Origin of the sequence: Enterobacter sp. TCD1-1, from assembly GCF_020567405.1 — a bacterium.
In the GTDB taxonomy this organism is placed as follows: Bacteria; Pseudomonadota; Gammaproteobacteria; order Enterobacterales; family Enterobacteriaceae; genus Enterobacter; species Enterobacter quasiroggenkampii.
Map to the genome: position 1 here is coordinate 2,443,907 of NZ_JAJCXF010000001.1, position 22,114 is coordinate 2,466,020.

Sequence of the window (22,114 nt, forward strand, 5' to 3'; positions counted from 1 at the left end):
GTTAAAGATCTTCCGGCCAAGGGAAGCATTCCGCCGTGATCACCGGCGTGTGGTAATAATTCTGTAAGGCCTCAATCAGGCGCGCCGGACGTTCCGGGATGCCTTTCTCAAGATAGTCCATCACCTGCGCATGCACGCGGCGCTGGAAGACGATACGGTCTGGCTCGAAGTCGCCTTCGAGGTTGTCACAGCTCACGTTGAACGGGAAACCCGCCGCGACGCAGAATAGCCATTCCAGCGCCTGCGGCTTCACTTCCACATCCTCAAACTGGCCCTGCGTTGCGGCGTCACGCCCGTCCGGGCAGTACCAGTAACCAAAGTCCACCAGCTCGCGACGCGCTTTTCCGGCGATGCACCAGTGCGAAATTTCGTGCAAACCGCTGGCGTAAAAGCCGTGCGCAAAGACGATGCGGTTATACGGAACCTCTGCATCAGCAGGAAGATAGATCGGTTCGTCGTCGCCTTTAATCAGACGGGTATTAAAATCGTCAGCAAAACAGCTGTCGAAAATCTCAATCAGCTGTTCGTATTTATGCGTACTGTTCATTATTGCATCCCCAACCAGGTGAGGATCTCCTGTCCATGGCTGTCATAAAGAAGTTTGGCGCTCATTACGGCCGAGACGATGACGATCATCGGTCGAATCAGCTTTTGTCCTTTGCTTAACACCAGACGCGAACCCGCACGCGCGCCCAGGAACTGCCCTGCCATCATGACGAATCCGGTTGCCCAGATGACCTTGCCGCCAATGATAAACAGCAGCAGGCCGCCGAGGTTCGACGTCGCGTTGAGCACTTTGGCATGAGCGGTCGACTTGGCGAGGTTAAACCCGGCCAGCGTCACAAACGCCAGCGCGTAAAACGAGCCCGCCCCCGGGCCGAAGAAACCGTCGTAAAAGCCGACGCAGCCCCCGGCAATCAGGGCAAACGGCAGACCGTGCAGACGACGCTGGCGGTCTTCCTCGCCGAGCTTCGGCATCAGCAGAAAATAAAGCCCAATGCAGATGACCAGAACCGGCAGGATCTGGCGCAAAATATCCGACTGCACGTGCTGAACCAGCAGCGCGCCCGACGTGGAACCGATAAAGGTCATCAGGATATTGAGCTTCTGGTCGGCCAGGCTCACCACCTTGCGGCGGATAAAATAGAGCGACGCTGAGAGCGAGCCACCGCAGGCCTGCAGCTTGTTGGTGGCAAGCGCCTGCGCCGGGCTCATGCCCGCCGCCAGCAGCGCGGGTACGGTTAATAACCCACCGCCGCCCGCAAGGGCATCAATAAAACCGGCCAGCATGGCCACGAAGAACAGCACCACCAGCAGCAGCGGTGACACCATAAACAGATCGACGAAATTATCCATTAAAGTACATGCTCATCCAGTAGCGCCTGGCAGGAAGGCGGCAACGGAGGCGGTGTCTTCTTCTCAGGCTTAGAGGTTCCAGGTTTTGCCGGTTCAAACCAGCTTTGCAGTTCCGCACCGCAGCCATCGCCTGGCGGCGGGAGCGGCTGATCTTCACATTCCAGGCTGTTCGCCGGGCAGCGCAGGCGAACGTGCATGTGCGCGCGATGCTGGAACCACGGGCGCACTTTGCGCAGCCAGTCGCGGTCCGTTCCGGCATCCAGGCAGAGCTGCTGCTTGATGGCCGGGTTGACGAAAATCCGCGTGACGTCGTTATCTTCTGCCGCCAGCTTGATCATGCTGGAGACCTCCCGCGTCCACAGGGACGGCACAACGCGCTTGCCGTCGCTCGCCACCAGATCCAGCGCCTGCGGCTTCAGCAGCTGCGCTGAACTCCAGCGCGCTTTCGGCAGCTGCAGGAAGATATCGACATCCAGTCCGGTCTGGTGACTGGCGTGTCCCCCATTAAAACGCCCGCCGGCAGGCATCCCCATATCACCGATCAGCATCGTGCCCAGCCCCAGGTTATGCACCTGGTTGCCAAGACGCTGAATAAACAGCACCAGATCCGGGTGGCCAAAATAGCGACGCTGGTCGGTACGCATCACCTGATAGGTGTCTGATTGCAGTGGAAGTTCCTGCGCGCCGACGATACAGCCGTTGGAAAAGGCGCCGATGGACTGCGCGCTCCCCGCCACCGGGTGGGTGATTTTTTGCCATGGCGTCGCGGCCAGACTGGCTCCACTGGCCAGCAGCGCCAGCAGAGCAATTGCGGTTTTTTTCATGTTTACCAGCGTGGAATGGTGGTCGTCACATCCGCATTCTGCGCGCGCTGGCGCAGGAAGTGATCCATCAGCACGATCGCCAGCATCGCCTCTGCGATCGGCACCGCGCGGATCCCCACGCACGGATCGTGACGTCCTTTGGTGATCATCTCAACTTCTTCGCCATCGCGGTTAATCGTGTGGCCCGGCACGGTAATGCTGGAGGTTGGCTTCAGCGCGATGTTGGCAATAATCTGCTGCCCGCTGCTGATACCGCCCAGAATGCCGCCCGCGTGGTTGCTCTGGAAGCCCGCTTTCGTGATCTCGTCGCGATTCTGGCTGCCGCGCAGGGATACCACGTCAAAACCGTCGCCAATCTCAACGCCCTTCACCGCGTTGATGCTCATCAGCGCGTGGGCGATGTCGGCGTCGAGACGGTCAAATACCGGCTCGCCCCAGCCTGGCGGGACGCCGTCGGCCACCACGGTCACTTTCGCCCCGATGGAGTCGCCCTCTTTTTTCAGGCCCCGCATCAGTTCGTCCAGCGCGTCCAGCTTGTCGGCATCGGCACAGAAGAACGGGTTTTGCTCGACCAGAGCCCAGTCTTTGATCGCCAGCGGAATGTCGCCCATCTGGGTCAGACAGCCGCGGATAACGATGCCAAATTTCTGCTGCAGGTATTTTTTGGCAATGGCACCAGCCGCCACGCGCATCGCGGTTTCACGCGCAGAAGAACGTCCGCCGCCGCGATAGTCGCGGAAGCCGTACTTTTGTTCGTAGGTATAGTCGGCATGGCCCGGGCGGAACACGTCTTTGATGGCGCCGTAGTCCTGGGAGCGCTGATCGGTGTTTTCAATCAGCAGACCAATGCTGGTGCCTGTAGTGCGTCCTTCAAAGACGCCGGAGAGAATTTTGACCTGATCCGGCTCGCGACGCTGCGTGGTGTAGCGAGAGGTGCCCGGACGACGACGGTCGAGGTCGTGTTGCAAATCGGCTTCGGTCAGTTCGATGCCTGGCGGTACGCCATCAATGATACAGCCCAGCGCCAGCCCGTGCGACTCGCCAAAGGTGGTCACGCGGAATACCTGTCCAATACTGTTTCCTGCCATCACGGCTCCGATGTTGTTGTTTGTGTTTGAGCGTTGTGAAACGGGCCGAAGCCCGCTGGATTAATCTTTATAGATGCTGAAGTGTTCGCGCGCGTCGAGCAGCTGCGCTTTGGTCAGCATAAAGACGCCGTCACCGCCGTTGTCGAACTCAAGCCAGGTGAACGGCACATCCGGGTACTGCTCTATCAGATGTACCATGCTGTTGCCCACTTCACAAATCAGAACGCCGTCGTCGGTCAGATAATCCGGCGCGCAGGCCAGAATGCGGCGGGTCAGCTTCAGTCCGTCAGATCCTGACGCCAGACCCAGCTCCGGCTCGTGACGGTATTCGTTCGGCAGATCGGACATGTCTTCCGCATCGACGTACGGCGGGTTAGTGACGATCAGATCGTACTGCAGCGTCGGCAGATCGCGGAACAGATCGGAGCGAATTGGCGTGACGTGATGGATCAGTCCGTGCTCTTCAATGTTGTGCTCGGTCACGGCCAGCGCATCGGTGGAGATATCGACGGCATCGACTTCCGCTTCCGGGAAGGCGTAAGCGCAGGCAATGGCGATACAGCCGCTGCCGGTACACATATCCAGGATGTGCTGCGGCTGATGGCCGATCAGGCCTTCAAAGTGGTTGTTAATCAGCTCACCAATCGGCGAGCGCGGCACCAGCACGCGTTCATCGACATAGAACTCGTGGCCGCAGAACCAGGCTTTGTTGGTCAGGTAGGCGACCGGGATACGTTCGTTCACGCGACGGATCACGCGCTCAACGATGCGGTGTTTTTCGCTGGAGGTCAGGCGCGCGGTGCGCATGTCTTCCGGAATATCCAGCGGCAGATAGAGTGACGGCAGCACCAGCTGTACGGCCTCATCCCACGGGTTGTCGGTACCGTGTCCGTACCAGATATTGGCGGCGCTGAAGCGGCTAACCGACCAGCGCAACATGTCCTGTATGGTATGCAGCTCGTTTACTGCTTCATCGACAAATATTTTATCCACTCTTTCCTCCAGGGCATGCTCGCATAATTTTCGGCGGCTAGTTTGCCATGAAGACGGCGATAAATCAGCAATGACGCGTACCGCTTGAGGTTAAAAAATGCGTTTAGTCGGGTACACTATCGGAAATACGAGATGAGAATGACGAATGAAAAAGAAAACATCGCTCAGCGAGGAGGATCAGGCGCTCTTCCGCCAGCTAATGACCGGGACGCGGAAAATCGCGCAGGACACGATTGTTCATCGCCCGCAGCGTAAAAAAATCAGCGAAGTCCCGGTCAAACGACTGCTGCAGGAGCAGGCGGATAACAGCCACTATTTTTCAGATGAATTTCAGCCGCTGCTCAATACGCAGGGTGCGGTGAAGTACGTGCGCGAAGACGTCAGCCATTTTGAACTGAAAAAGTTACGTCGCGGAGATTATTCGCCGGAGCTGTTTCTCGATCTGCATGGTTTAACGCAGATGCAGGCAAAACAGGAGCTGGGGGCATTGATCGCCGCCTGTCGCCGCGAACATGTTTTTTGCGCCTGCGTGATGCACGGCCACGGTAAGCATGTCCTCAAGCAACAGACGCCGCTGTGGCTGGCTCAGCATCCACACGTGATGGCGTTTCATCAGGCACCCAAAGAGTACGGCGGAGATGCCGCATTGCTGGTGTTGATTGAAGTGGAAGAGTGGCAGCCGCCAGAATTACCCTGACAGGACGGCGGGAGGCCTGTTTTGCGCCCCCGCACAATCACACGTCACGTCAGATGGCTTTTGCCATCCTCAGGTTGCACGGACTCATTTGCCAGTTAAAGACACCTTTACCCGTTTCGTCCAGAGACACATTGGCAATGGCGGATGTCGTGAACATCGGCGGCGTTTCGCCCGGGCACAGCTCAGATACCAGATAGCCAACCAGTGGCAGGTGGGAAATGACCAGCGCGGACGCAACACCTTCATTGCACAGCGCCTGAAGATAGGCACTGACAAGGCCTACATCGCCACAGGGGGTGAGTTCAGGAAGAACATCCACGCTGGTCGGCAGGTTCATGCACTCCCCTACCACCTCCAGCGTCTGTTCAGCACGCAGGAACGGACTCACCAGAACGCGTTCGATGTCCACTTTTTGACCTTTAAGCCAGGTCGCCATCTGACGAGATTCGTCGCAGCCACACACGGTCAAAGGACGTACTGAGTCACTGGCGGCATCGAGTGCCGCGTCGCCGTGACGCATGATAAAAACTTGCATATTGCACCGCTTTTGTTAACCAGAATCACCGGCGTTAACTACCCGCGATAAATGCTAAAGAGGTAGAAAACCCGATGGCCGGGCATTGTGCCTGATCCATTCGGTGAATGAAACGCTGTTTTTTACCTCAATGGCGTAAGTATAGTCAATCTCTGTTTACAAAATCGCCAGAACAGGTTCATTCACTTCAGGATTTACCCTTCTTTGACCTCAGCTTACGAGGACAGTTTCCCTTGCAGGCCAAAATGTCTGGCCCCGTTCCGCCATCTGCAATAATTCGTCACACGGTGTAAAGCGTGGACCATATTGCGAAGCCAGACGTTGCAGGATAGCAACCACTTCACCCGCGCCGAGCATATCCATGTAACGGAACGGGCCGCCAAGGAACGGCGGGAAACCAATGCCAAATACCGCGCCGATGTCGCCATCGCGCGCGCTTTTGATTACCTGCTCACCAAAGCAGCGCGCCGCTTCATTGAGCATCATCATCACGCAGCGTTCAGCGCACTGAACGGCGGACAGTTTTCCCTGACCGGTGGTCGAAATAAGCCCATAAACCGAAGGGTCGACCTGTTTCTTGCTTTTACGCCCTTTCGCGCCGTAAAGATAGAAACCGCGTTCATTTTTTCTGCCTTTGCGATCGTCCTTCAAAATTGCAGAAACAATGTTTGCAGGCGGGCTAAAACGATCGCCATAAGCCGCCTCCAGTACAGGTATAATTTTAGTGCCGGTGTCTATTCCCACCTCATCCAAAAGTTGGATTGGGCCCACGGGGAAACCAAACTTTACCAGCGCCTCGTCGACGTGCTCGATCTTCTCGCCTTCCGTCAGCAGCCGCATGGCTTCATTAATGTAGGGCGCCAGAATGCGGTTGACGTAGAAGCCGGCTTTGTCTGCGACCACGATCGGCGTTTTACCCTGCTTCTTCGCAAGTTTGACTACCGTGGCGATGGTTTGCGGACTGGTGGTGGCATGTGGAATAACTTCCACCAGCGGCATTTTTTCTACCGGGCTAAAGAAGTGCAGTCCGATCACCTGCTCCGGACGCGCGGCTTTCGCCGCGATATCGCCAATCGGTAATGACGACGTGTTAGAAGCAAAAATGGTGTGCGGGGCGCAATGCTGCTCAACGTCTGCCACCATCTGCTGCTTAAGCGCCAGATCCTCAAACACGGCTTCAATCACCAGATCGCGGTGCGCAAAACCGCTGTAATCCGTTGTGCCGGAGATCATCGCCAGGGTTTTATCACGCTCGCTTGCCTTGATATGGCGGCGCTTGACCTTTTGATCAAGGTTCTGCCAGCTGTACTGCAGCGCGTGGTTGATTCCCTTAGGATTAATGTCTTTGATGCGTACAGGCAATTTGCCTTTGCTTGCGGTAACAAAAGCGATACCGCCGCCCATAAGCCCCCCACCCAGCACGCCAATGGCACGCAGCGGCGCAGGCGATGCCTCGCTTCCCGGGTCTTTTTTCACCTCAGTGCTAGCGAAGAAGATGCTGCGCAGCGCCTGTGACTGCGGCGTCATCGCCAGTTCGCCAAAGGCTTTGGCCTCCGCGGCATAGCCGCTGCTGCTGCCCTGCGACAGCCCGGTTTCGATCACGTCCAGGATCCGCTTTGCCGCCGGGTAATTGCCTTTGGTCTTTTGTTCGGTCTTTTTGCCCACCATGTTGAACAGGAGCGTTCTGCCCAGCGGGCCGGCCAGCACGCGCTCGCGAACCGGCAGAGGACGTCTTGCCTGACGCCCTTTCAGCGCAAGCTCAACGGCGGCCTCCAGCAAAATGGACTGCGGCACGATGTCATCGACCAGACCGGCTTTCAGCGCCTGACGGGCACGCAGCTGTTTACCGGTTAAGATCATCTCCAGCGCCGTGCTGACGCCCACCAGGCGCGGCAGACGTTGCGTTCCGCCGGAGCCAGGCAGCAGCCCCAGCTGCACTTCCGGCAGGCCCAGAATGGTTTTCGGATCGTCGGTACATATACGGCTATGGCAGGCCAGCGCCAGCTCCAGCCCACCGCCCAGACACGCCCCGTGGATCGCGGCGATAACCGGGATTGGCAGGCTGTTGATCTCCGCCATCACCTGCTGGCCCTGACGCGCCAGCTCTTCGGCCTCCAGCGCGCTTTGCGCCCGGGCGATCATGTTGATATCCGCCCCGGCTATAAAGTTGTCGGGTTTGGCAGAGATAAACACCAGGCCGCGAATGGCTTTGTTGTCGCGGATCTGCTTTAGCATCGCGCGCACCTGAACGCCAAATTCGGCCTTCAGGGTATTCATCTTTTCATCAGGCACATCAATAGTGATAACGGCCACGTTATCGAGGCGAACCGTCAGATTAAATGCAGATGGCATATCCATTATTCAGCCTCCAGAACCATTGCTGCGCCAAGGCCGCCCGCCGCACAGGCGGTTACAAGGCCAAACCCGCCGCCACGGCGACGGAGTTCATGTAATGTTTGCGTGATCATTCGCGCGCCGGTGGCGGCAAACGGATGACCGTAGGCGATAGAACCGCCCAGCACGTTGAATTTACTCTGATCCACTTCGCCTGTGGCATGGGCGCGGCCCAGCACATCACGTGCGAAACGCTCGCTTGCCAGCAGCTGGACGTTTGCCAGGGTTTGCGCGGCAAACGCTTCGTGCATATCAATCAGGGTTAAATCAGCCAGCGTCAGCCCCGCGCGATCCAGCGCCAGCGGCGTGGACCACGCCGGACCTAACAGCATGTCCTGCCAGACGTCAATGGCGGTGAAGGCGTAGCTGCGCAAATAGCCCAGGGGAGTAATGCCCAGCTCCTTCGCACGGGATTCGGTCATCAGGATCACGGCGGCAGCCCCGTCCGTCAGCGGCGTACTGTTTGCCGCCGTCACGGTGCCGTGCTTGCGGTCAAACGCCGGGCGCAGTTTGGCGTAATCCGCCAGCGTTGAGGTGCCGCGAATATTGTTATCTTCCGCAAGCGGTTCGCGATAGGGCGGAATGTAGGCGGTCATGACCTCGTCGGTCAGTTTGCCTTCCGACCAGGCTTTTGCCGCAAGCTGATGCGAGCGATGCGCCAGCGCATCCTGCTGTTCACGGGTAATGCCGTAGGTTTTCGCCATCTGCTCGGCGGTATCGCCCATGCGCAGGCCGGTGGAATATTCCGCTACGGCAGGAGGGACAGGCATCAGATCGCGCAGACGTAAATGCGAGAAGAGTTTGAGCTTCTGACCCGTCGTGCGGGCTTTGTTGGCATCGACCAGGATACGCGCCAGCTTTTTACTGACCCCAATCGGCAGTACCGAAGAGGAGTCCGCTCCACCCGCTATCCCGGCACGAATGGTACCCGCCATCAGACTTTCGGCGACGTTCGCCACGGCCTGGAAGCTGGTTGCGCAGGCGCGGCTGACGCTGTAGGCGTCGGTATGAACATTCATCCCGGTACCGAGGACGATTTCCCGCGCGATGTTGGGGGCTTCAGGCATCTGCACGACCTGGCCAAAAACCAGCTGTTCGATGACCTCAGGCGGAATTTCGCTGCGAGCCAGCATCTCCCCCACTACCATTTTCCCCAGGTCGACGGCCGGTATGCCATGGAACGCCGTTGCCTGACGCGCAAATGGCGTGCGCAATCCACTGACTATGGCAATGCGATCGCCCTGACGGGTAATAAGCGGTAATGCCTGACTCATAACACTCCCCTGTAAAAATAATTTTCGCAAACGCAAAGTGGTCTGACCTGATAATAGTCTTAACCATTTTTTTACATTCAGCCAATCGGGGAAACGAAAAAATGCGAGCTAAAACACAGAGAAGAAAAAGAAAATGCCCCTGCATGGCAGGGGCATTTGTGCGGTATGTTGCCGGGTGGCGGCGTTGCCTTACCCGGCCTACACGATCGTAGGCCCGTGCAAGCGAAGCGCCGCCGGACAAAAAGGATTAACGCAGACCCAGCTGGAAAATCAGCGTTTCTGCTTCGCAAGCGAAAACAAAGTCGATGTCCAGCTTCACGCCGCCTTCCACTTCGGTAAAGTTCGACTTGATTTCACACGGATCGGATTCAACATCACGCGCACGCTTGCTCAGCGCGGCCAGGGTCTCTTCCGCTTCGGCGCGGTTGGTGAACACACGGCTGTAAGACGCGGTGCAATCGGTGTTGTCCATGATGGTCCCAACATCCATACAGCAGCAAACCGGGGTTTCATCAGCACTGCATTTACTCATAGCTCAATTTCCTCTGTATTCGCGCAGCGCGCGAGATAAACACGATGCTGCTATTTTACGCCCCGGCTCGGGCTCTCTCCAGCCGTTAATGGCGCAAAATCGGATAAGTGACCAATATCACACTAAAAAATGATCTAAAACAAAAACCACCCTTTTGGGTGAGTCGCGATGGTCACAATTTTGCCAACCAGATCTCGTTTCACGAAACATGTTTGAAAATATTAATAAACAAACTTGCAACATCCAGGCTGGTCGGACCTATACTCTGGCCACTGGTCTGATTTGTCTGTCATACCTCAGACCCTACACTTCGCGCTCCTGTTACGGTATGTAACAATTATTGAATAAAAATAACTCAATGAGGTTATGGTCATGAGCCAGAAAACCCTGTTCAACAAGACTGCGCTGGCAGTCGCAGTGGCACTCGTCTCCACTTCCGCATGGTCAGCGGGCTTTCAGTTAAACGAATTTTCTTCCTCTGGCCTTGGCCGCGCGTATTCGGGGGAAGGTGCGATTGCGGATGATGCGGGTAACGCGAGTCGTAACCCTGCATTGATCATGATGTTTGATCGTCCGACCTTCTCTGCTGGTGCGGTTTATATCGATCCTGATGTCAACATTTCAGGCAAGTCGCCTTTCACTGGTGCGAGTCTTAAAGCGGACAATATTGCCCCAACAGCATGGGTCCCTAACCTGCACTTCGTTGCACCTATCAATGAACAGTTTGGCTGGGGAGCATCCGTAACCTCTAACTACGGCCTTGCTACCGAGTTCAATAGCAACTATCCGGCTGGTGAATACGGCGGTAAAACAGACCTTACTACGCTGAACCTGAACCTGAGCGGTGCTTATCGCCTGAACGATAACTGGAGCTTTGGTCTGGGCTTTGATGCCGTCTACGCCGATGCCAAAATTGAACGTTACTCCGGAGAGCAAACTGCTCGCCTGCCAAAAAACAGCAATAAAATTGCCAGTCTTGAAGGTGATGAGTGGGGCTATGGCTGGAACGCCGGTATCCTGTACGAGCTGGACAAAAACAACCGTTGGGGCCTGACCTATCGTTCCGAAGTGAAAATTGACTTTGACGGCGATTACAAGAGCGGCATCCTGAAGCCGGTGAACAACCTGGTTCCTGGTGCGGGTACCACTATTCCTTGGGGAACGTCAAACCAGACCGTTCCAGGTTCACTGTCACTGCATTTGCCAGAAATGTGGGAAGTGTCCGGTTACAACCGCGTTGCACCTCAATGGGCGATCCACTATAGCCTGGCCTATACCAGCTGGAGCCAGTTCCAGGAGCTGAAAGCGACCGGAACCAATGGTCAAACGCTGTTCTATAAGGACGAAAGCTTCCACGACGCCTATCGTATTGCGTTGGGTACCACCTACTACTACGATAAAAACTGGACTTTCCGCTCCGGTATCGCATTTGACGACAGCCCGGTTCCGGCAGACAAGCGTTCTATTTCCATTCCGGATCAGGACCGCTTCTGGTTAAGTGCTGGCGCGACATATGCGTTCAACGAGAATGCATCCATCGATGCGGGCGTTTCTTATATGCACGGTCAGAAAGTCACGTTCCAGGAAGGCCCTTACGAGTTTACCTCTGAAGGTAAAGCCTGGCTGTTCGGTACGAACTTCAACTACGCGTTCTAATCGTACTGGAATCAAAAAAGGTGAGCATTGCTCACCTTTTTTATTTACTCGGAATCGATATCTTTTAGTTCGTTTTCAATAGCCTTCGCGTTTGGATTTTCTTCCGGCTTCAGCTTACCGCCGTTGGCAATAAAGTCATGATTCTGGAAGTACGCTTCACGCACCATAATGTACGGGTCAGAAGACTGGCGCAGCAGACCGTCAGAGTCGAGCAGTTGCGCACGGGTTTCAATCCCTTCCACCGTCCATTTACCTACCGACAGCGGCCAGGTCAGCCACGACAGAACCGGATACAGCGTATCGACCATATCACCGCCATCATCACGCACGGTGAAGCTGCCATAGAACGGCAGATGAACGTAAGGGCCGTAGCCGACACCATAATGCCCCAGCGTACTACCAAAACGGTGCGGCTGTTCACGCTGCAGTTTCGGGTTCGCCATGCCAGCGACGTCAATAAAGCCGCCCATCCCCAGAATGGAGTTCAGGAAGAAGCGGGTAAAGTGCACCATCCCCTGATACGGGTCGCCCTGCAGGAAGTAGTTCACCATTACCGCAGGCTCTTCGAGGTTGCTGGTAAAGTTACTTAATCCGTTACGCGCGGGTTGTGGAACATAATCGCGCCATGCCACTGCCACCGGGCGAACCACATACGGGTCCAGCACGTTGTAGTTGAAGCTATACATGGAGCGGTTAAATCCTTCGAGAGGATCGGAGCGTCCCGTTTGCTCCCCGGAGCTGGCGCAGCCCACTAGCATCGTCGCGCCCAGCGCAAGCGCCGACAGCCGAAGTTTCATAAATATCTCCCTGTTCAGTATGGCTATCGTTGATTGCCATCCGTAACGGAGCCGTTGACGCTCCGTCTGTAAACGTGCAAGCGATTGTAACAGCACGTTTACCGATGTCTATGAGCACAATTACGGGCAGTAACCACCGTGACTCTGATCTCAGCATAGCCTGGCTTTTGGAATTCGTTTCGCTGGCAATTTTATAATGTCTTTGAAAGAGATGTATCACCTTTGTTGTCATTGCCGCCAATTTAAGAGCATCCCCACAGGCATCCCGACAAAAGCCGCTACGCTTAACAGAAAGATCAACCTCCGGGAGCAGATATGAAAGAAGTGGGCGAAGAAAAGATTGGCGAGAGCAATGAGGAAATTGAAATTGAAAGCGAGGAGAAAGCGCGCGGCGAGAAAATAGAAATTGATGAAGATCGCCTGCCTTCCCGCGCGATGGCCATCCACGAGCATATCCGCCAGGACGGTGAAAAAGAGATGGAGCGCGATGCCATGGCCCTCTTCTGGTCAGCTATCGCCGCTGGGCTCTCAATGGGCGCATCTCTGCTCGCCAAAGGGATATTTCATGTTCAGCTGGAAGGCGTACCCGGCGGATTTTTACTCGAGAATCTCGGCTATACCTTCGGCTTTGTGATTGTCATTATGGCCCGCCAGCAGCTGTTTACCGAGAACACGGTGACCGCCGTTCTGCCGGTAATGCAAAACCCTACCCTCGGCAACTTCGGTTTATTGATGCGTCTGTGGAGCGTCGTCCTGCTGGGTAATATCATCGGCACAGGCATCGCGGCCTGGGCGTTTGAATACATGCCGATCTTTGATGAACCCACCCGGGACGCGTTTGTAAAAATCGGCATGGATGTGATGAAAAACACGCCGGTGGAGATGTTCTCGAATGCCATCATCTCCGGCTGGATCATCGCCACAATGGTCTGGATGTTTCCTTCAGCAGGGAGCGCCAAAATTGTGGTGATTATATTGATGACCTGGCTGATTGCGCTGGCTGATACCACGCATATCGTGGTCGGTACCGTTGAAATACTGTATCTGGTCTTTAACGGTACGCTTCACTGGAGCGATTTTTTCTGGCCGTTCGCCCTACCAACGCTGGCGGGTAACATCTGCGGCGGAACGTTTATCTTCGCACTGTTAAGCCATGCCCAAATCCGTAACGACATGTCGAACAAACGCAAAGCTGAGCTTAAGGCACGGGAAAATGATGATAAATCGACAAAAAAATCGTCCTGAATGGTGACTCTTTGAGCAGTCAGGCGGCGATGCGCTTAACGCATAGTGTAAATAAGGCTATACTCGTGCCGCCTCGTCCCCTTAGTTAAATGGATATAACGAGCCCCTCCTAAGGGCTAGTTGCAGGTTCGATTCCTGCAGGGGACACTTTGACCTCCACGCGTTGTTGAACACATTCGCCTGTCCACCCCAGAATTCACTGCGAAGAAGAATCCCGTTTTATTTGAGCGTAACGCGTTGCCAGCTGTTTAAGACGCAACTCCAGCTGGGTCTTTTCGGCTTCAGGAAGCACACCTCCTGTTGGATGCTGTGACAGGCGTCTGAGTTGTTCTTCAGCCGGTATTGTTTGGTTAAATGACTGTATAGCCGAAAAAACCACCGATTTAAGCTCACTCACCGTGATATATTTTCCCTTTTGCTCATCCAGACTACTCAGCCGGTGGCTCAGTTGCTGAAGTTTCATCATTCCCTGATACCAGCTGTTCATGGCCTCAGCAGGCAACACTGCCGCGTTAAATTTTTGCTGCCACTGCACGGCAAGCGGCTTTGCCTCCTCCGGCCGCACCGTCTGGAGTTGCGCTAACAGCTGAAGGCTGTATGAAATATTCCAGTCAGGGGGCATTTTATCCAGTCGGGCGAGCTGCTGCTGCGTTTCAATGATAAACGTGGACGGTAAATTGCCTCGCTGTGCTAACGCCTCTTGCTGAGCAGGTGTAAGCGCTTCAGGTAACGGCGCCAGCGAGGCAACAGCCTGAGTCGTTAAGGGATCGGGTCTGGACAGAAAACCCCCTCCCCACGCCACGGCGACGCAGACCACCAGCATAGAACACATCCCGGCGACAAAGGGCTTCCATGGTCTGACCGCCCCGTGCGCTGTCGTAAGCCCCTCTGCTTCAGGCTGATTCTCCGGCTGCACAACATAGACCCATTTCACGTCGTCAACCGGCTCTGCCCTTTCCTGAGGTAATTCGCAACCGGGCATCATGCGTGCATTCGGACCTGATGCGTCATTACTGCTTTCCAGCCGTTCAGCATTCGAACGTATCATTGTTCGTAACGTATCGAACTGGCTTAGGTGTTTCAGTTCAAGACGCTGGAGCACCGCACTCAGCCGGGTAAGCAACGTTTCAGCACTGTAAAGCTCACTTAGATGGCTGTTGTTGAGTGGAAGCATACGCATGCGCTGCTGCAGTCGCTGGCTCAGGCCGGTAAGGATCTCCAGACGAGTATGTAACGTCTTCGGCCAGAAAACGTCCCACTGATGGCTAATCAGGGCCTCCAGAATCGCCAGCCCTTCGTTCAGGCCAGCCAATCCAGACAGGTGAGTCCGGGCAAGGGTGTACCAGGCCGCAGTCTGCAACTCCACACCGTTTTGTTCAAACAGAGAGAGACAGCGTTTTTCGACATATTGCCAGTTTACATCCGGGCGAGCAGGATGCGTCAGCTTGCTGAGCTCATCGCGGAGGGCGGCGTAATCTGGCAGCGTGCGCGGGTCGCCGCCGGTTTTTAACGTTATATGTGTGGTCATCCTGGAGGGCCTGCATATCCGTGTGGTTAATTTCGTCAGTTGATGTGAGGGGCTATTTTGCGTTTAAAAGTGCAATGACTCATAAATATCGCTATGGCAGCAGCGCTAAAATCAGACCGAAAAATACACCTTCATCAAATAGTTGTCCGGACCGGGATGAGGTATCAGGGGGAGTAAAGATCCAGCCATTTGCGTTCCCCACCCGCATGAACAGGCGTCCTTGACAAATCACCTTGTCCCCGGAATAGAAAGTCACCTCGACACAACCGGCGACGCCCTGTCCATACAGAAAGATCGGCATAAATTTGACTGCCCGGCTGTCATAGCGCAAAACGATACCGGAAATCTCAAAAGCCCCGCCCTCCACCAGCAGATCCGGAACGGATACCGTCAGTGGCTCCACATTCAGTCCCGTATCCGTCAGCCACGCGTCCATTTGCTCCTGAAGCTGGGCCATTCGCTGGCGAAACTCTGCAATATCAGCCTGACTCTTGCTGATGGCAGGAACAGGTGCAGGTTGGCGTGCCTGCAACTTCTTCAGGAACTGTAATTTTACAGACATGATGTTATCGGACCTTATATATGAAGAGTGGTGTCGAGATACTGCTGTTGCCTGAGATGCCTTAACAGGACCCGTCCTTCGGGCATAAATTCAGTCCCGTAGCGCACCAGGCCAATCCCTTTAAGTTCAGCGTCAATGGCATAACGCAGTTCGCCGGGGACGTTCTGTTCCAGCAGGACAACGGTTATTTTTTTCAGGCGCGGTTCATACTTGAGCAGGACGGCAGACAAAGTGCCCATCAGTTCATGGGCCGTTCCCGGCATGCCCTGCAGGATTTTGGTCATATCCGGCAGGCCGTAGTCAGGCAGATGCGCCAGCGTGCCGGCACGACAGTTGAGGATACGCTGCATGTTATCCAGTACCGAGAGGATGACCTGATTTTCCTCACTGACCTGGTTGAGATTGAGGCCACCTGTAAAATTTCCCGTTAACATTTCATACAGCGAAGGCGTGTTATGTCCGTAGGGCATCAGTCGTCCTTAAGCGGTTGCAGCGTCAGAGAGTTATCACCTGCTTCCAGGATACGTGGTTTATCCGGATCCAGGTCACTGCGTTTGATAACCTGCTTCCAGGCGTTGTTGTCCATATCCGGATGGCGGAACAGCCCTACCACCGCGACAAACTGCGCCTTTTCTTCCATTGGCATATCAAGGTTTGCATCGCCACCCGGTTTCACCACGACATCACGACTGGCCAGCATGTCGTCTTTCAGAATGGTGCTATCATCCTGAAGCAACTGCTGATACACCGTCTTATCAAAGGTTTTGCGGTCTTTAAGCTGGTAAACCCTTATCACCACCGGCTGAGACAGCGAGTTACTTTCACGGGAGTCGGTGTTCAGCGCTTCACGTGCGGTAAAATCCAGATGCAGGATTTTAATTTTTTTATAGAACACAGAATTGAACGCCGATCTGGTACCGTCGGTGACGCTCTGCGTTACCCCACAGCCCGTCAGAGTGAGTGCTATCAGCGGCATCAGCCAACGCGTAGTCTTAATTAAACTTGTACGTAACACGTCTGTTTCCTTGTTGTGTTTTTGCAGGCTCCAGGCCACTGTAATAACCCAGCTCTGTCGTAAAGGTCTCAGGAATATCATCCGGAAGGCTATCATCATCAGCGCCCAGCACGCCGTTCAGCCCCAACCAGAAAGGATTTTCTCCCAGCGGTGGAACGGCCAGCAGACGTACGGAAGTGGTCAGGGTAATTCTGGCTTTAAACCGCCAGCCCAGATATACCCGTAGCATTACCAGGAAATCCAGGTACAACTGGCCATCCGGTTTCCAGCCCTGCGCTTCCTGTTCGTTGTCCGTTGCGAGAGCAACCAGCAGTTGGCTGCCGGCATCCATCGCTTCGTCACCCAGAGGCGTATTGCCATCAAGAAGAAACTCTTCGTCACCGTAAAAACCCAGCGGCCTGTCAATCTCTACAGGCCGGAGACAATACGGACTCACCTGCACCGTCGTATCGGGCGCCAGCAGGCGCACCAGTGCCTGCATCCCTTCCTGAGTTTTGCCCGGCTGCTGCAGCACACCCAGTAGCGCCAGAAAGCGGGACACTGGCGTGGCTATATGATTCGCAGTGCCCGGTATTCCCAGACCAACCAGACCCAATAACGACTGCGAAATGCTGTCGGTACCGCCGGGCTCAAACGTGGCCGGATACGAGTATTTACGCCAGACGCGGTAAAACTGCGTCAGGATGCGATGACTGAAAATATCCAGAAACCCCTGCAGCGCCTCATGTCCTTCCCGGCGCTGGGAAATGTCATCGAGATAGGCAGTCGGTAGAGGCGAATCAACACCGTACATCCCCATAAAGGTCGTGCGGATAATCGGTGGCCTGCTGTCATCATTCTCGTCATACTCGACAGCCTTCAGTTCACTGGCCGGGAATCCCATTCCAGGGTGCGGCGCAAAGCGTACCGGGTCATCCGCCGGATGGCTGGTAGAGCCCATCAGCGGCCAGTCCGGATGGCGCTTCTCCAGTAGCTGGCATAAACGATAAAAGTTGATGCGGTGAAGATCGGCCTCCAGCCGCGGGGTCAGCCGGGAATGCGGCGGTTGTGCTTCTCTTCCCATTCCAGGCGCTCTCCGGTCGGTTGCAGGATAATAATCAGGCGGTTAAACAGATAGATATCGGTGTACAGTGCAAAGAAGCGGCTCAGCATCTCGCCGAACAGACAGATATCGCCGCGCCCGGCAAAGCCGTTGCTCTCAAGCGTCACCTCAATCTGCACCCCGCGCACCAAATATCCCTGCTCAAAGCGTTCCGTTTCACTGTGCTTCACATCGATAATCGCCTCCAGACGACGGCGGTTCATCTCGCTGTCAGTCCACTCGTAAAGCGCCAGCGTGCCGCGCAGCACGTCGGCATTGTCCATCATCGACAGGAAACCGCTGCCGAGATGGCTCAGCACACGCCAGTGAAAGCGATCCTGTGCCGGGGGATAACAAGGCAGCGTCGGCGCACACAGGTTGCGCACGGCGATACTGGCTGAAGTGGTTTTCATCACTGTATCGAGCACGGTACTTTGCAACGCTCTGCGAGGTAGTTGGCCATTGGTGCCGGTTAGCGTCAGCGACAGGCTTTCATCCTCCGGCACCGTGTGGTTATCAAACGCTTCCCCGCCGAGGATAAGCCAAGTGTTATGCAATCCCGACGGGCCACGGCGCACGCGGGTGTGGTAGTAATATTCCGGGGCTTCATGACGCATCATTCCGCCCTTGTGGCGGAAGCTTGAAAATGGCACGTAGGTATGCTGGCTTGATGACATCACCGAATCCACCGCGTATATCTCGGTATGGCCATCCTGCACGCGCATCGGGCGCAGCATATATTCGGTCTGCAGGGAATTGAGCGTCAGCGGATCGGATTCCAGCGGGAACAGGTTAATCACCGGCACACAGTTCAGGCGCAGATGCTTTTCGGTAAAGCTGAAATCATGCTCCCAGCGTTCTGCCAGCACCACGTCGATTTCAAACCATGGGAGCTCAGCCGGAAAGGCCACGGTCTCGAGCCCACGCAGCCCCGTGAACATGAATTTCTCACGGAAGGTGAAGTACTCGAGCAGCAGTTGATAGCCGCTAAAGCTGCTGCTTCCCTTCGGCCACAGGACGTCATCATCGCCAAAGCCCAGCGCGGTGAAATACCCGTCGAGCGGTCTTCTGTCCATGTCGCCCGGCATCCGTATCCAGAGGCGCGCTGTGTTCATGGTAAAGGCTTCATGCATGGCGCAGGCCAGCGGTGCATCAGCGTTGAAGTAGAGCGGGATCTGGCTGAGATCGATACGACTCCAGTCGGCAAGATGGCTACAGTTAAAGCGCAGGCTGATAACCGAACGCCCGTCAGGGTCAGTCGACAGGCGGGCTTGCTCCAGCGACAACGGCAGGAGCGTGATCTCTTTGGTTGTGGTGTACCGACAACGCGTGGCCTTCTCGCCGATCGGCCGCGAGTTCACTTCGAAACCTTTGGCGATGCGCATCTGCTCTTTCATCTCGCGCCAGTCAGAGGTGAACTCCACCACCGACATCGACGGTATGGTGCGCAGATAATGCGGCCACAGCAGGCTGACCAGCCCTTCGGTCAGTTCAGGCAGGTCGTCATCGAGCTTTTCACGCAAGCGCCCCATCAGGAAGGCAAAGCCCTCGAACAGGCGTTCAACATACGGGTCGCGCGCTCCGGCTTTATCAAGGTTGAGCATTGCTGCCTGCTCGGGGTGAGCACGGGCAAACTCTTCGCCGGCTTCCAGCAGATAGCGCATTTCAGCGTCATAATAACGCAGGGTTAAATCATCCATATTTATTCTGCTCAGTAAATTGCTGCGTGTTAAACACTGAAGCAGACTCCGGGAGTCTGGCACAGGTAATCATAGAGTTAAGAGAACCATCAATGAGTTAAGAGAACCATCAATGCTGAGTACAAAGGGATGGTTCTATGGCATATTTTTTTGCCATGCCAGGCATTCAACCCGAAGGGATCCCCTGGCATTCTGTGTAACCTTTATGCATTAAAGATGTTGTGTATTTTTCTTGAAAGATAAACATTCCCAGGGCAGTTAACCCAAAGATGATAAACGTGGTTTTCAGTAATTTTTTACCTGATGCAATGGTTCTCTGCTTCCCAGTAAAAATAACAGGAAAAATCATCACCAATAACGGTGAAAAAAAAGAAAAATGCGGCAGCAAAAGTTACCCAAAAAGAGAAATTAACGACATCGGGGTAAGAAAGGTATTCACGCAACTTAAAAATACCGAGATATGAAATCCCGATAGAAATCACCAGGAAGAATACCACCCCGAGAAATGCGATGACTCGTTGTTTAAAAGGATACATTGTATTTACTTGTCACTTACATTGCACAAAGACGAATCACGGACATAACGAGTTGCCGTTCCAGGCATCCATCCTGACGGGATGCCACTACACCGAAGATATCCTTTTTTTACCAGAACTGTTGGGTAAAAAACTGAATACATAACCCCAATAATTACTAAAGCAATACAGCCCCACTTTAAATATACCACATACACATCCATCGTTTTGAATGCATATTCTTTACCTTTTAATAAAAGCAAAATGAAATATATAAATGGAAAGATCATTACCACAGGTAAAGCGATAAAAGAAACCGTCAACCACGAAAAAACGATGTTATCACCAAACGAAAAATACTCATTAAATGTATCGTTCCCAAGGTAAACACTAAAACTACACAACCCCAGTATGAGCAATATGGCTAAAACAGGCCGAACCTTTGTTTCAAACATCAATACAACCTCCGCTGGATACTCATTAGATATTTTCTGATATAGCGTTGAGTTTTTCCACAACAACTTCCTTACCGTTTTCAAGAAACTCCCTTTAAGTACATTAAACTCACATTGCGAAATGCACTTCTATAAAATCACTTATCACAAGTCACAGGAGGCATTACATATTTTGTTGCCATCCCAAAAAACCAAGCATTAGGAGTGGTTTGACAGGCAACATATCCTTTAGCCTCAAGCTTATTTGAAAAATAAACTTTAAATCCAATCTGAAAGGCGACAGTAATAATAAACATCGCAATCATGTATTTGGTTAAATATCTTTGTATTTCAATTGAAACTCTGCGCCCAAAAAAAATAGGCCATAAAGAAAAAAATGCGACAGGAGTCAAGATGAATGCAGCAGAAAAACCATAAACAAAAAAAGATGAGAATGATAATTCAGATGGAAATGCAAAATATTCTTTAAGCGTAGTTAAGGAAAGCAACCCACCGCCCAAGATCAGAGGCACATAGAGACACAGCATCCCCAAAAACATTCCAACCCTGCGTTTAAATGGAAAGTTCTGCATTAAAACCACTCCTTTGAGAAATTGTCTAATGATTGTCTAATGTATTTTTTTACCTCGTATTCAACAACCATTTTCCCACGAGTAAGCATACCATCAACATACATTGCTCCCAAATCCCATATGCCTTTCTCCATTTCTTTTGCTTTCTCAACAAATTCCTGCTGCGCCGATTCAATGAGAGAAATCACTTTGTCTGTAATTTTATACTCATCATCTAATTTATTGAGTGCCCATGCGGATAACGCACCAGCAACCAGTACAACAACTATTGGCGCTGCAATTGTTGAGAACACCCCTATAGCATACGCCCCAGCCCCCCAAGTAATCGCTGACGAAATACCAACTTTAACCACATCAACAGCCCACTTCCCTATAAACTTTGCCAACGTAGTCTCATCATTAAAAATAAAGTCTACGGAATCAGCCACTGATACATAAATCAGACCAAAAAGAAAACCTTCTTTTATAGCATTATTCAACCCATATTTCCCTATTCCATATTTGATGATTTTAGGATTTTTTGCAGCGAATACTGGAGCATTTAATATCTTCCGAATTCCCGCATAACCACTTATTTTTATTAGCTCTGTTCCCTTGTGGTTAACATACACAGTTGCAGTTATACCAAGGCTACCTAACTGATATAATACTTTCGAGGTGGAATACGCATCTTTTATACTTGTGCCATAGTTAACAACAAATTCACCGGGTTTGCTTTGGGAAATAAATGACCACCCTGACTTATAGAATCCCATAGATGTCAAATACTCAAACACTTCCCCCAACGTAAGTAACATGACGTTATTGTTATTCGCATTCAACATTGCCCTCAAATTGCCGTCAGGTAGATCATGTGTATTCCTTAATACAGGATAATCAGGCACAAACCCTGTCAGCTTTTGCTCACCGGTCAGATAACCAGGCAGCTCAGGAGAAGTCTGCGTCGGAGCCGCTGTAAAGCCTGCTGCCGATTCTCCAGAGGAAGCACCACTGCTCTTCTCATACGTATCATCCATCATCGACGGAATAAACTTAGCCTTACAGGGGCATGTACTGTAGCTGTCGAGGGTTCCGGCCATTCGCCGGTCATGAATGGTATCGTTGTCGATGCCACCGGCTATCTTGAAAAGCCCGGCATGTTTACCGCAGGTCACGCTGTCCTGTTCCCGGGCAACCGGTTTATCAAACAGAGTGTGATCCTCTGCGCCCGTGGTGATTTTCCCGCCGCAGGTCGTCTTGTCGCCCTGCACCAGGTAAAAGCCTTCTGCTGCCATATTTTTCCCTCTAGCTGAATT

Annotated in this window: 22 protein-coding genes and 1 tRNA gene; 4 read left to right on the top strand and 19 right to left on the bottom strand. The window is 53.5% G+C overall.

The features are described 5' to 3' along the window. Position 1 precedes the first annotated feature (1 nt). The 5 genes from LJA86_RS11680 to prmB are packed head-to-tail and all read right to left on the bottom strand — an operon-like array spanning position 2 to position 4,261. Entirely contained in the window at positions 2-547 is a 546-nt protein-coding gene (locus LJA86_RS11680; protein WP_229226182.1) for an elongation factor P hydroxylase, read from the bottom strand. Next, positions 547-1,356 (bottom strand): sulfite exporter TauE/SafE family protein, encoded by an 810-nt coding sequence (locus LJA86_RS11685; protein WP_229226183.1) that lies wholly within the window; start codon positions 1,354-1,356, stop codon positions 547-549. Before LJA86_RS11685 ends, LJA86_RS11680 begins: the two co-directional genes overlap by 1 nt. Then, entirely contained in the window at positions 1,356-2,180 is an 825-nt protein-coding gene (mepA, locus tag LJA86_RS11690; protein WP_069720435.1) for a penicillin-insensitive murein endopeptidase, read from the bottom strand. The genes LJA86_RS11685 and mepA overlap by 1 nt, the downstream gene beginning before the upstream one ends. Positions 2,181-2,182: 2 nt before the next feature. Continuing rightward, positions 2,183-3,268 (bottom strand): chorismate synthase, encoded by a 1,086-nt coding sequence (gene aroC / locus LJA86_RS11695; RefSeq protein WP_229226184.1) that lies wholly within the window; start codon positions 3,266-3,268, stop codon positions 2,183-2,185. Positions 3,269-3,328: 60 nt separating this feature from the next. After that, positions 3,329-4,261: a 50S ribosomal protein L3 N(5)-glutamine methyltransferase gene (prmB, locus tag LJA86_RS11700; protein WP_008502612.1), complete on the bottom strand. Its 933-nt coding sequence runs from the start codon at positions 4,259-4,261 to the stop codon at positions 3,329-3,331. 145 nt (positions 4,262-4,406) lie between these two features. On the opposite strand from prmB, the gene smrB reads away from it, so the two are divergent. Next, positions 4,407-4,958 (top strand): endonuclease SmrB, encoded by a 552-nt coding sequence (smrB, locus tag LJA86_RS11705; RefSeq protein ID WP_229226185.1) that lies wholly within the window; start codon positions 4,407-4,409, stop codon positions 4,956-4,958. A gap of 49 nt (positions 4,959-5,007) precedes the next feature. On the opposite strand, the gene sixA is transcribed toward smrB, so the two are convergent. The 4 genes from sixA to LJA86_RS11725 form a co-directional block, all read right to left on the bottom strand. Further along, complete coding sequence (gene sixA / locus LJA86_RS11710; protein WP_229226186.1) at positions 5,008-5,493, bottom strand: phosphohistidine phosphatase SixA; 486 nt, start codon at positions 5,491-5,493, stop codon at positions 5,008-5,010. 210 nt (positions 5,494-5,703) lie between these two features. Further along, positions 5,704-7,851, bottom strand: coding sequence for a fatty acid oxidation complex subunit alpha FadJ (fadJ, locus tag LJA86_RS11715; RefSeq protein ID WP_229226187.1), 2,148 nt, complete (start codon positions 7,849-7,851; stop codon positions 5,704-5,706). Beyond that, positions 7,851-9,161, bottom strand: coding sequence for an acetyl-CoA C-acyltransferase FadI (gene fadI, locus LJA86_RS11720; RefSeq protein ID WP_229226188.1), 1,311 nt, complete (start codon positions 9,159-9,161; stop codon positions 7,851-7,853). The genes fadJ and fadI overlap by 1 nt, the downstream gene beginning before the upstream one ends. A 247-nt stretch (positions 9,162-9,408) precedes the next feature. Beyond that, entirely contained in the window at positions 9,409-9,693 is a 285-nt protein-coding gene (locus LJA86_RS11725) for a YfcZ/YiiS family protein (RefSeq protein WP_229226189.1), read from the bottom strand. 372 nt (positions 9,694-10,065) lie between these two features. On the opposite strand from LJA86_RS11725, the gene fadL reads away from it, so the two are divergent. After that, positions 10,066-11,349 (top strand): long-chain fatty acid transporter FadL, encoded by a 1,284-nt coding sequence (fadL, locus tag LJA86_RS11730; RefSeq protein WP_045908748.1) that lies wholly within the window; start codon positions 10,066-10,068, stop codon positions 11,347-11,349. Between the two features lie 44 nt (positions 11,350-11,393). Here fadL and mlaA read toward each other — a convergent pair whose 3' ends face one another. Further along, on the bottom strand, positions 11,394-12,146 hold the full coding sequence (gene mlaA / locus LJA86_RS11735; protein WP_023336447.1) for a phospholipid-binding lipoprotein MlaA: 753 nt from the start codon (positions 12,144-12,146) through the stop codon (positions 11,394-11,396). A 315-nt stretch (positions 12,147-12,461) separates the two neighbouring features. Between mlaA and LJA86_RS11740 the strand changes: the two genes are divergently transcribed. Both LJA86_RS11740 and LJA86_RS11745 read left to right on the top strand, forming a co-directional pair. Continuing rightward, positions 12,462-13,391, top strand: coding sequence for a formate/nitrite transporter family protein (locus LJA86_RS11740; protein ID WP_045908749.1), 930 nt, complete (start codon positions 12,462-12,464; stop codon positions 13,389-13,391). 75 nt (positions 13,392-13,466) lie between these two features. After that, positions 13,467-13,538: transfer RNA gene (locus tag LJA86_RS11745), tRNA-Arg, on the top strand. A 49-nt stretch (positions 13,539-13,587) separates the two neighbouring features. Here LJA86_RS11745 and LJA86_RS11750 read toward each other — a convergent pair. The 9 genes from LJA86_RS11750 to LJA86_RS11790 all read right to left on the bottom strand — a co-directional run bounded on the left by LJA86_RS11750 (position 13,588) and on the right by LJA86_RS11790 (position 22,093). Further along, on the bottom strand, positions 13,588-14,919 hold the full coding sequence (locus LJA86_RS11750; RefSeq protein ID WP_229226190.1) for a VasL domain-containing protein: 1,332 nt from the start codon (positions 14,917-14,919) through the stop codon (positions 13,588-13,590). A 91-nt stretch (positions 14,920-15,010) separates the two neighbouring features. Next, on the bottom strand, positions 15,011-15,481 hold the full coding sequence (locus tag LJA86_RS11755; RefSeq protein WP_229226191.1) for a hypothetical protein: 471 nt from the start codon (positions 15,479-15,481) through the stop codon (positions 15,011-15,013). A 14-nt stretch (positions 15,482-15,495) separates the two neighbouring features. Continuing rightward, the gene (gene tssE / locus LJA86_RS11760) at positions 15,496-15,951 is read right to left on the bottom strand and encodes a type VI secretion system baseplate subunit TssE (protein ID WP_048029649.1); all 456 of its coding nucleotides are present in this window, start codon (positions 15,949-15,951) and stop codon (positions 15,496-15,498) included. Further along, positions 15,951-16,496, bottom strand: a complete 546-nt coding sequence (gene tssJ, locus LJA86_RS11765) for a type VI secretion system lipoprotein TssJ (RefSeq protein WP_048029648.1) — start codon at positions 16,494-16,496, stop codon at positions 15,951-15,953. The genes tssE and tssJ overlap by 1 nt, the downstream gene beginning before the upstream one ends. Beyond that, positions 16,474-17,559, bottom strand: coding sequence for a type VI secretion system baseplate subunit TssG (gene tssG, locus LJA86_RS11770; protein WP_229226192.1), 1,086 nt, complete (start codon positions 17,557-17,559; stop codon positions 16,474-16,476). Before tssG ends, tssJ begins: the two co-directional genes overlap by 23 nt. Continuing rightward, positions 17,523-19,277, bottom strand: a complete 1,755-nt coding sequence (gene tssF, locus LJA86_RS11775) for a type VI secretion system baseplate subunit TssF (RefSeq protein ID WP_229226193.1) — start codon at positions 19,275-19,277, stop codon at positions 17,523-17,525. Before tssF ends, tssG begins: the two co-directional genes overlap by 37 nt. A gap of 541 nt (positions 19,278-19,818) precedes the next feature. Continuing rightward, positions 19,819-20,247: a DUF1240 domain-containing protein gene (locus LJA86_RS11780; RefSeq protein ID WP_229226194.1), complete on the bottom strand. Its 429-nt coding sequence runs from the start codon at positions 20,245-20,247 to the stop codon at positions 19,819-19,821. Positions 20,248-20,384: 137 nt separating this feature from the next. Continuing rightward, a complete protein-coding gene (locus LJA86_RS11785) occupies positions 20,385-20,819 on the bottom strand; it encodes a hypothetical protein (protein WP_229226195.1) in 435 nt (144 codons plus the stop codon). Beyond that, complete coding sequence (locus LJA86_RS11790) at positions 20,819-22,093, bottom strand: PAAR domain-containing protein (RefSeq protein ID WP_229226196.1); 1,275 nt, start codon at positions 22,091-22,093, stop codon at positions 20,819-20,821. Before LJA86_RS11790 ends, LJA86_RS11785 begins: the two co-directional genes overlap by 1 nt. Between the last annotated feature and the right edge of the window lie 21 nt (positions 22,094-22,114).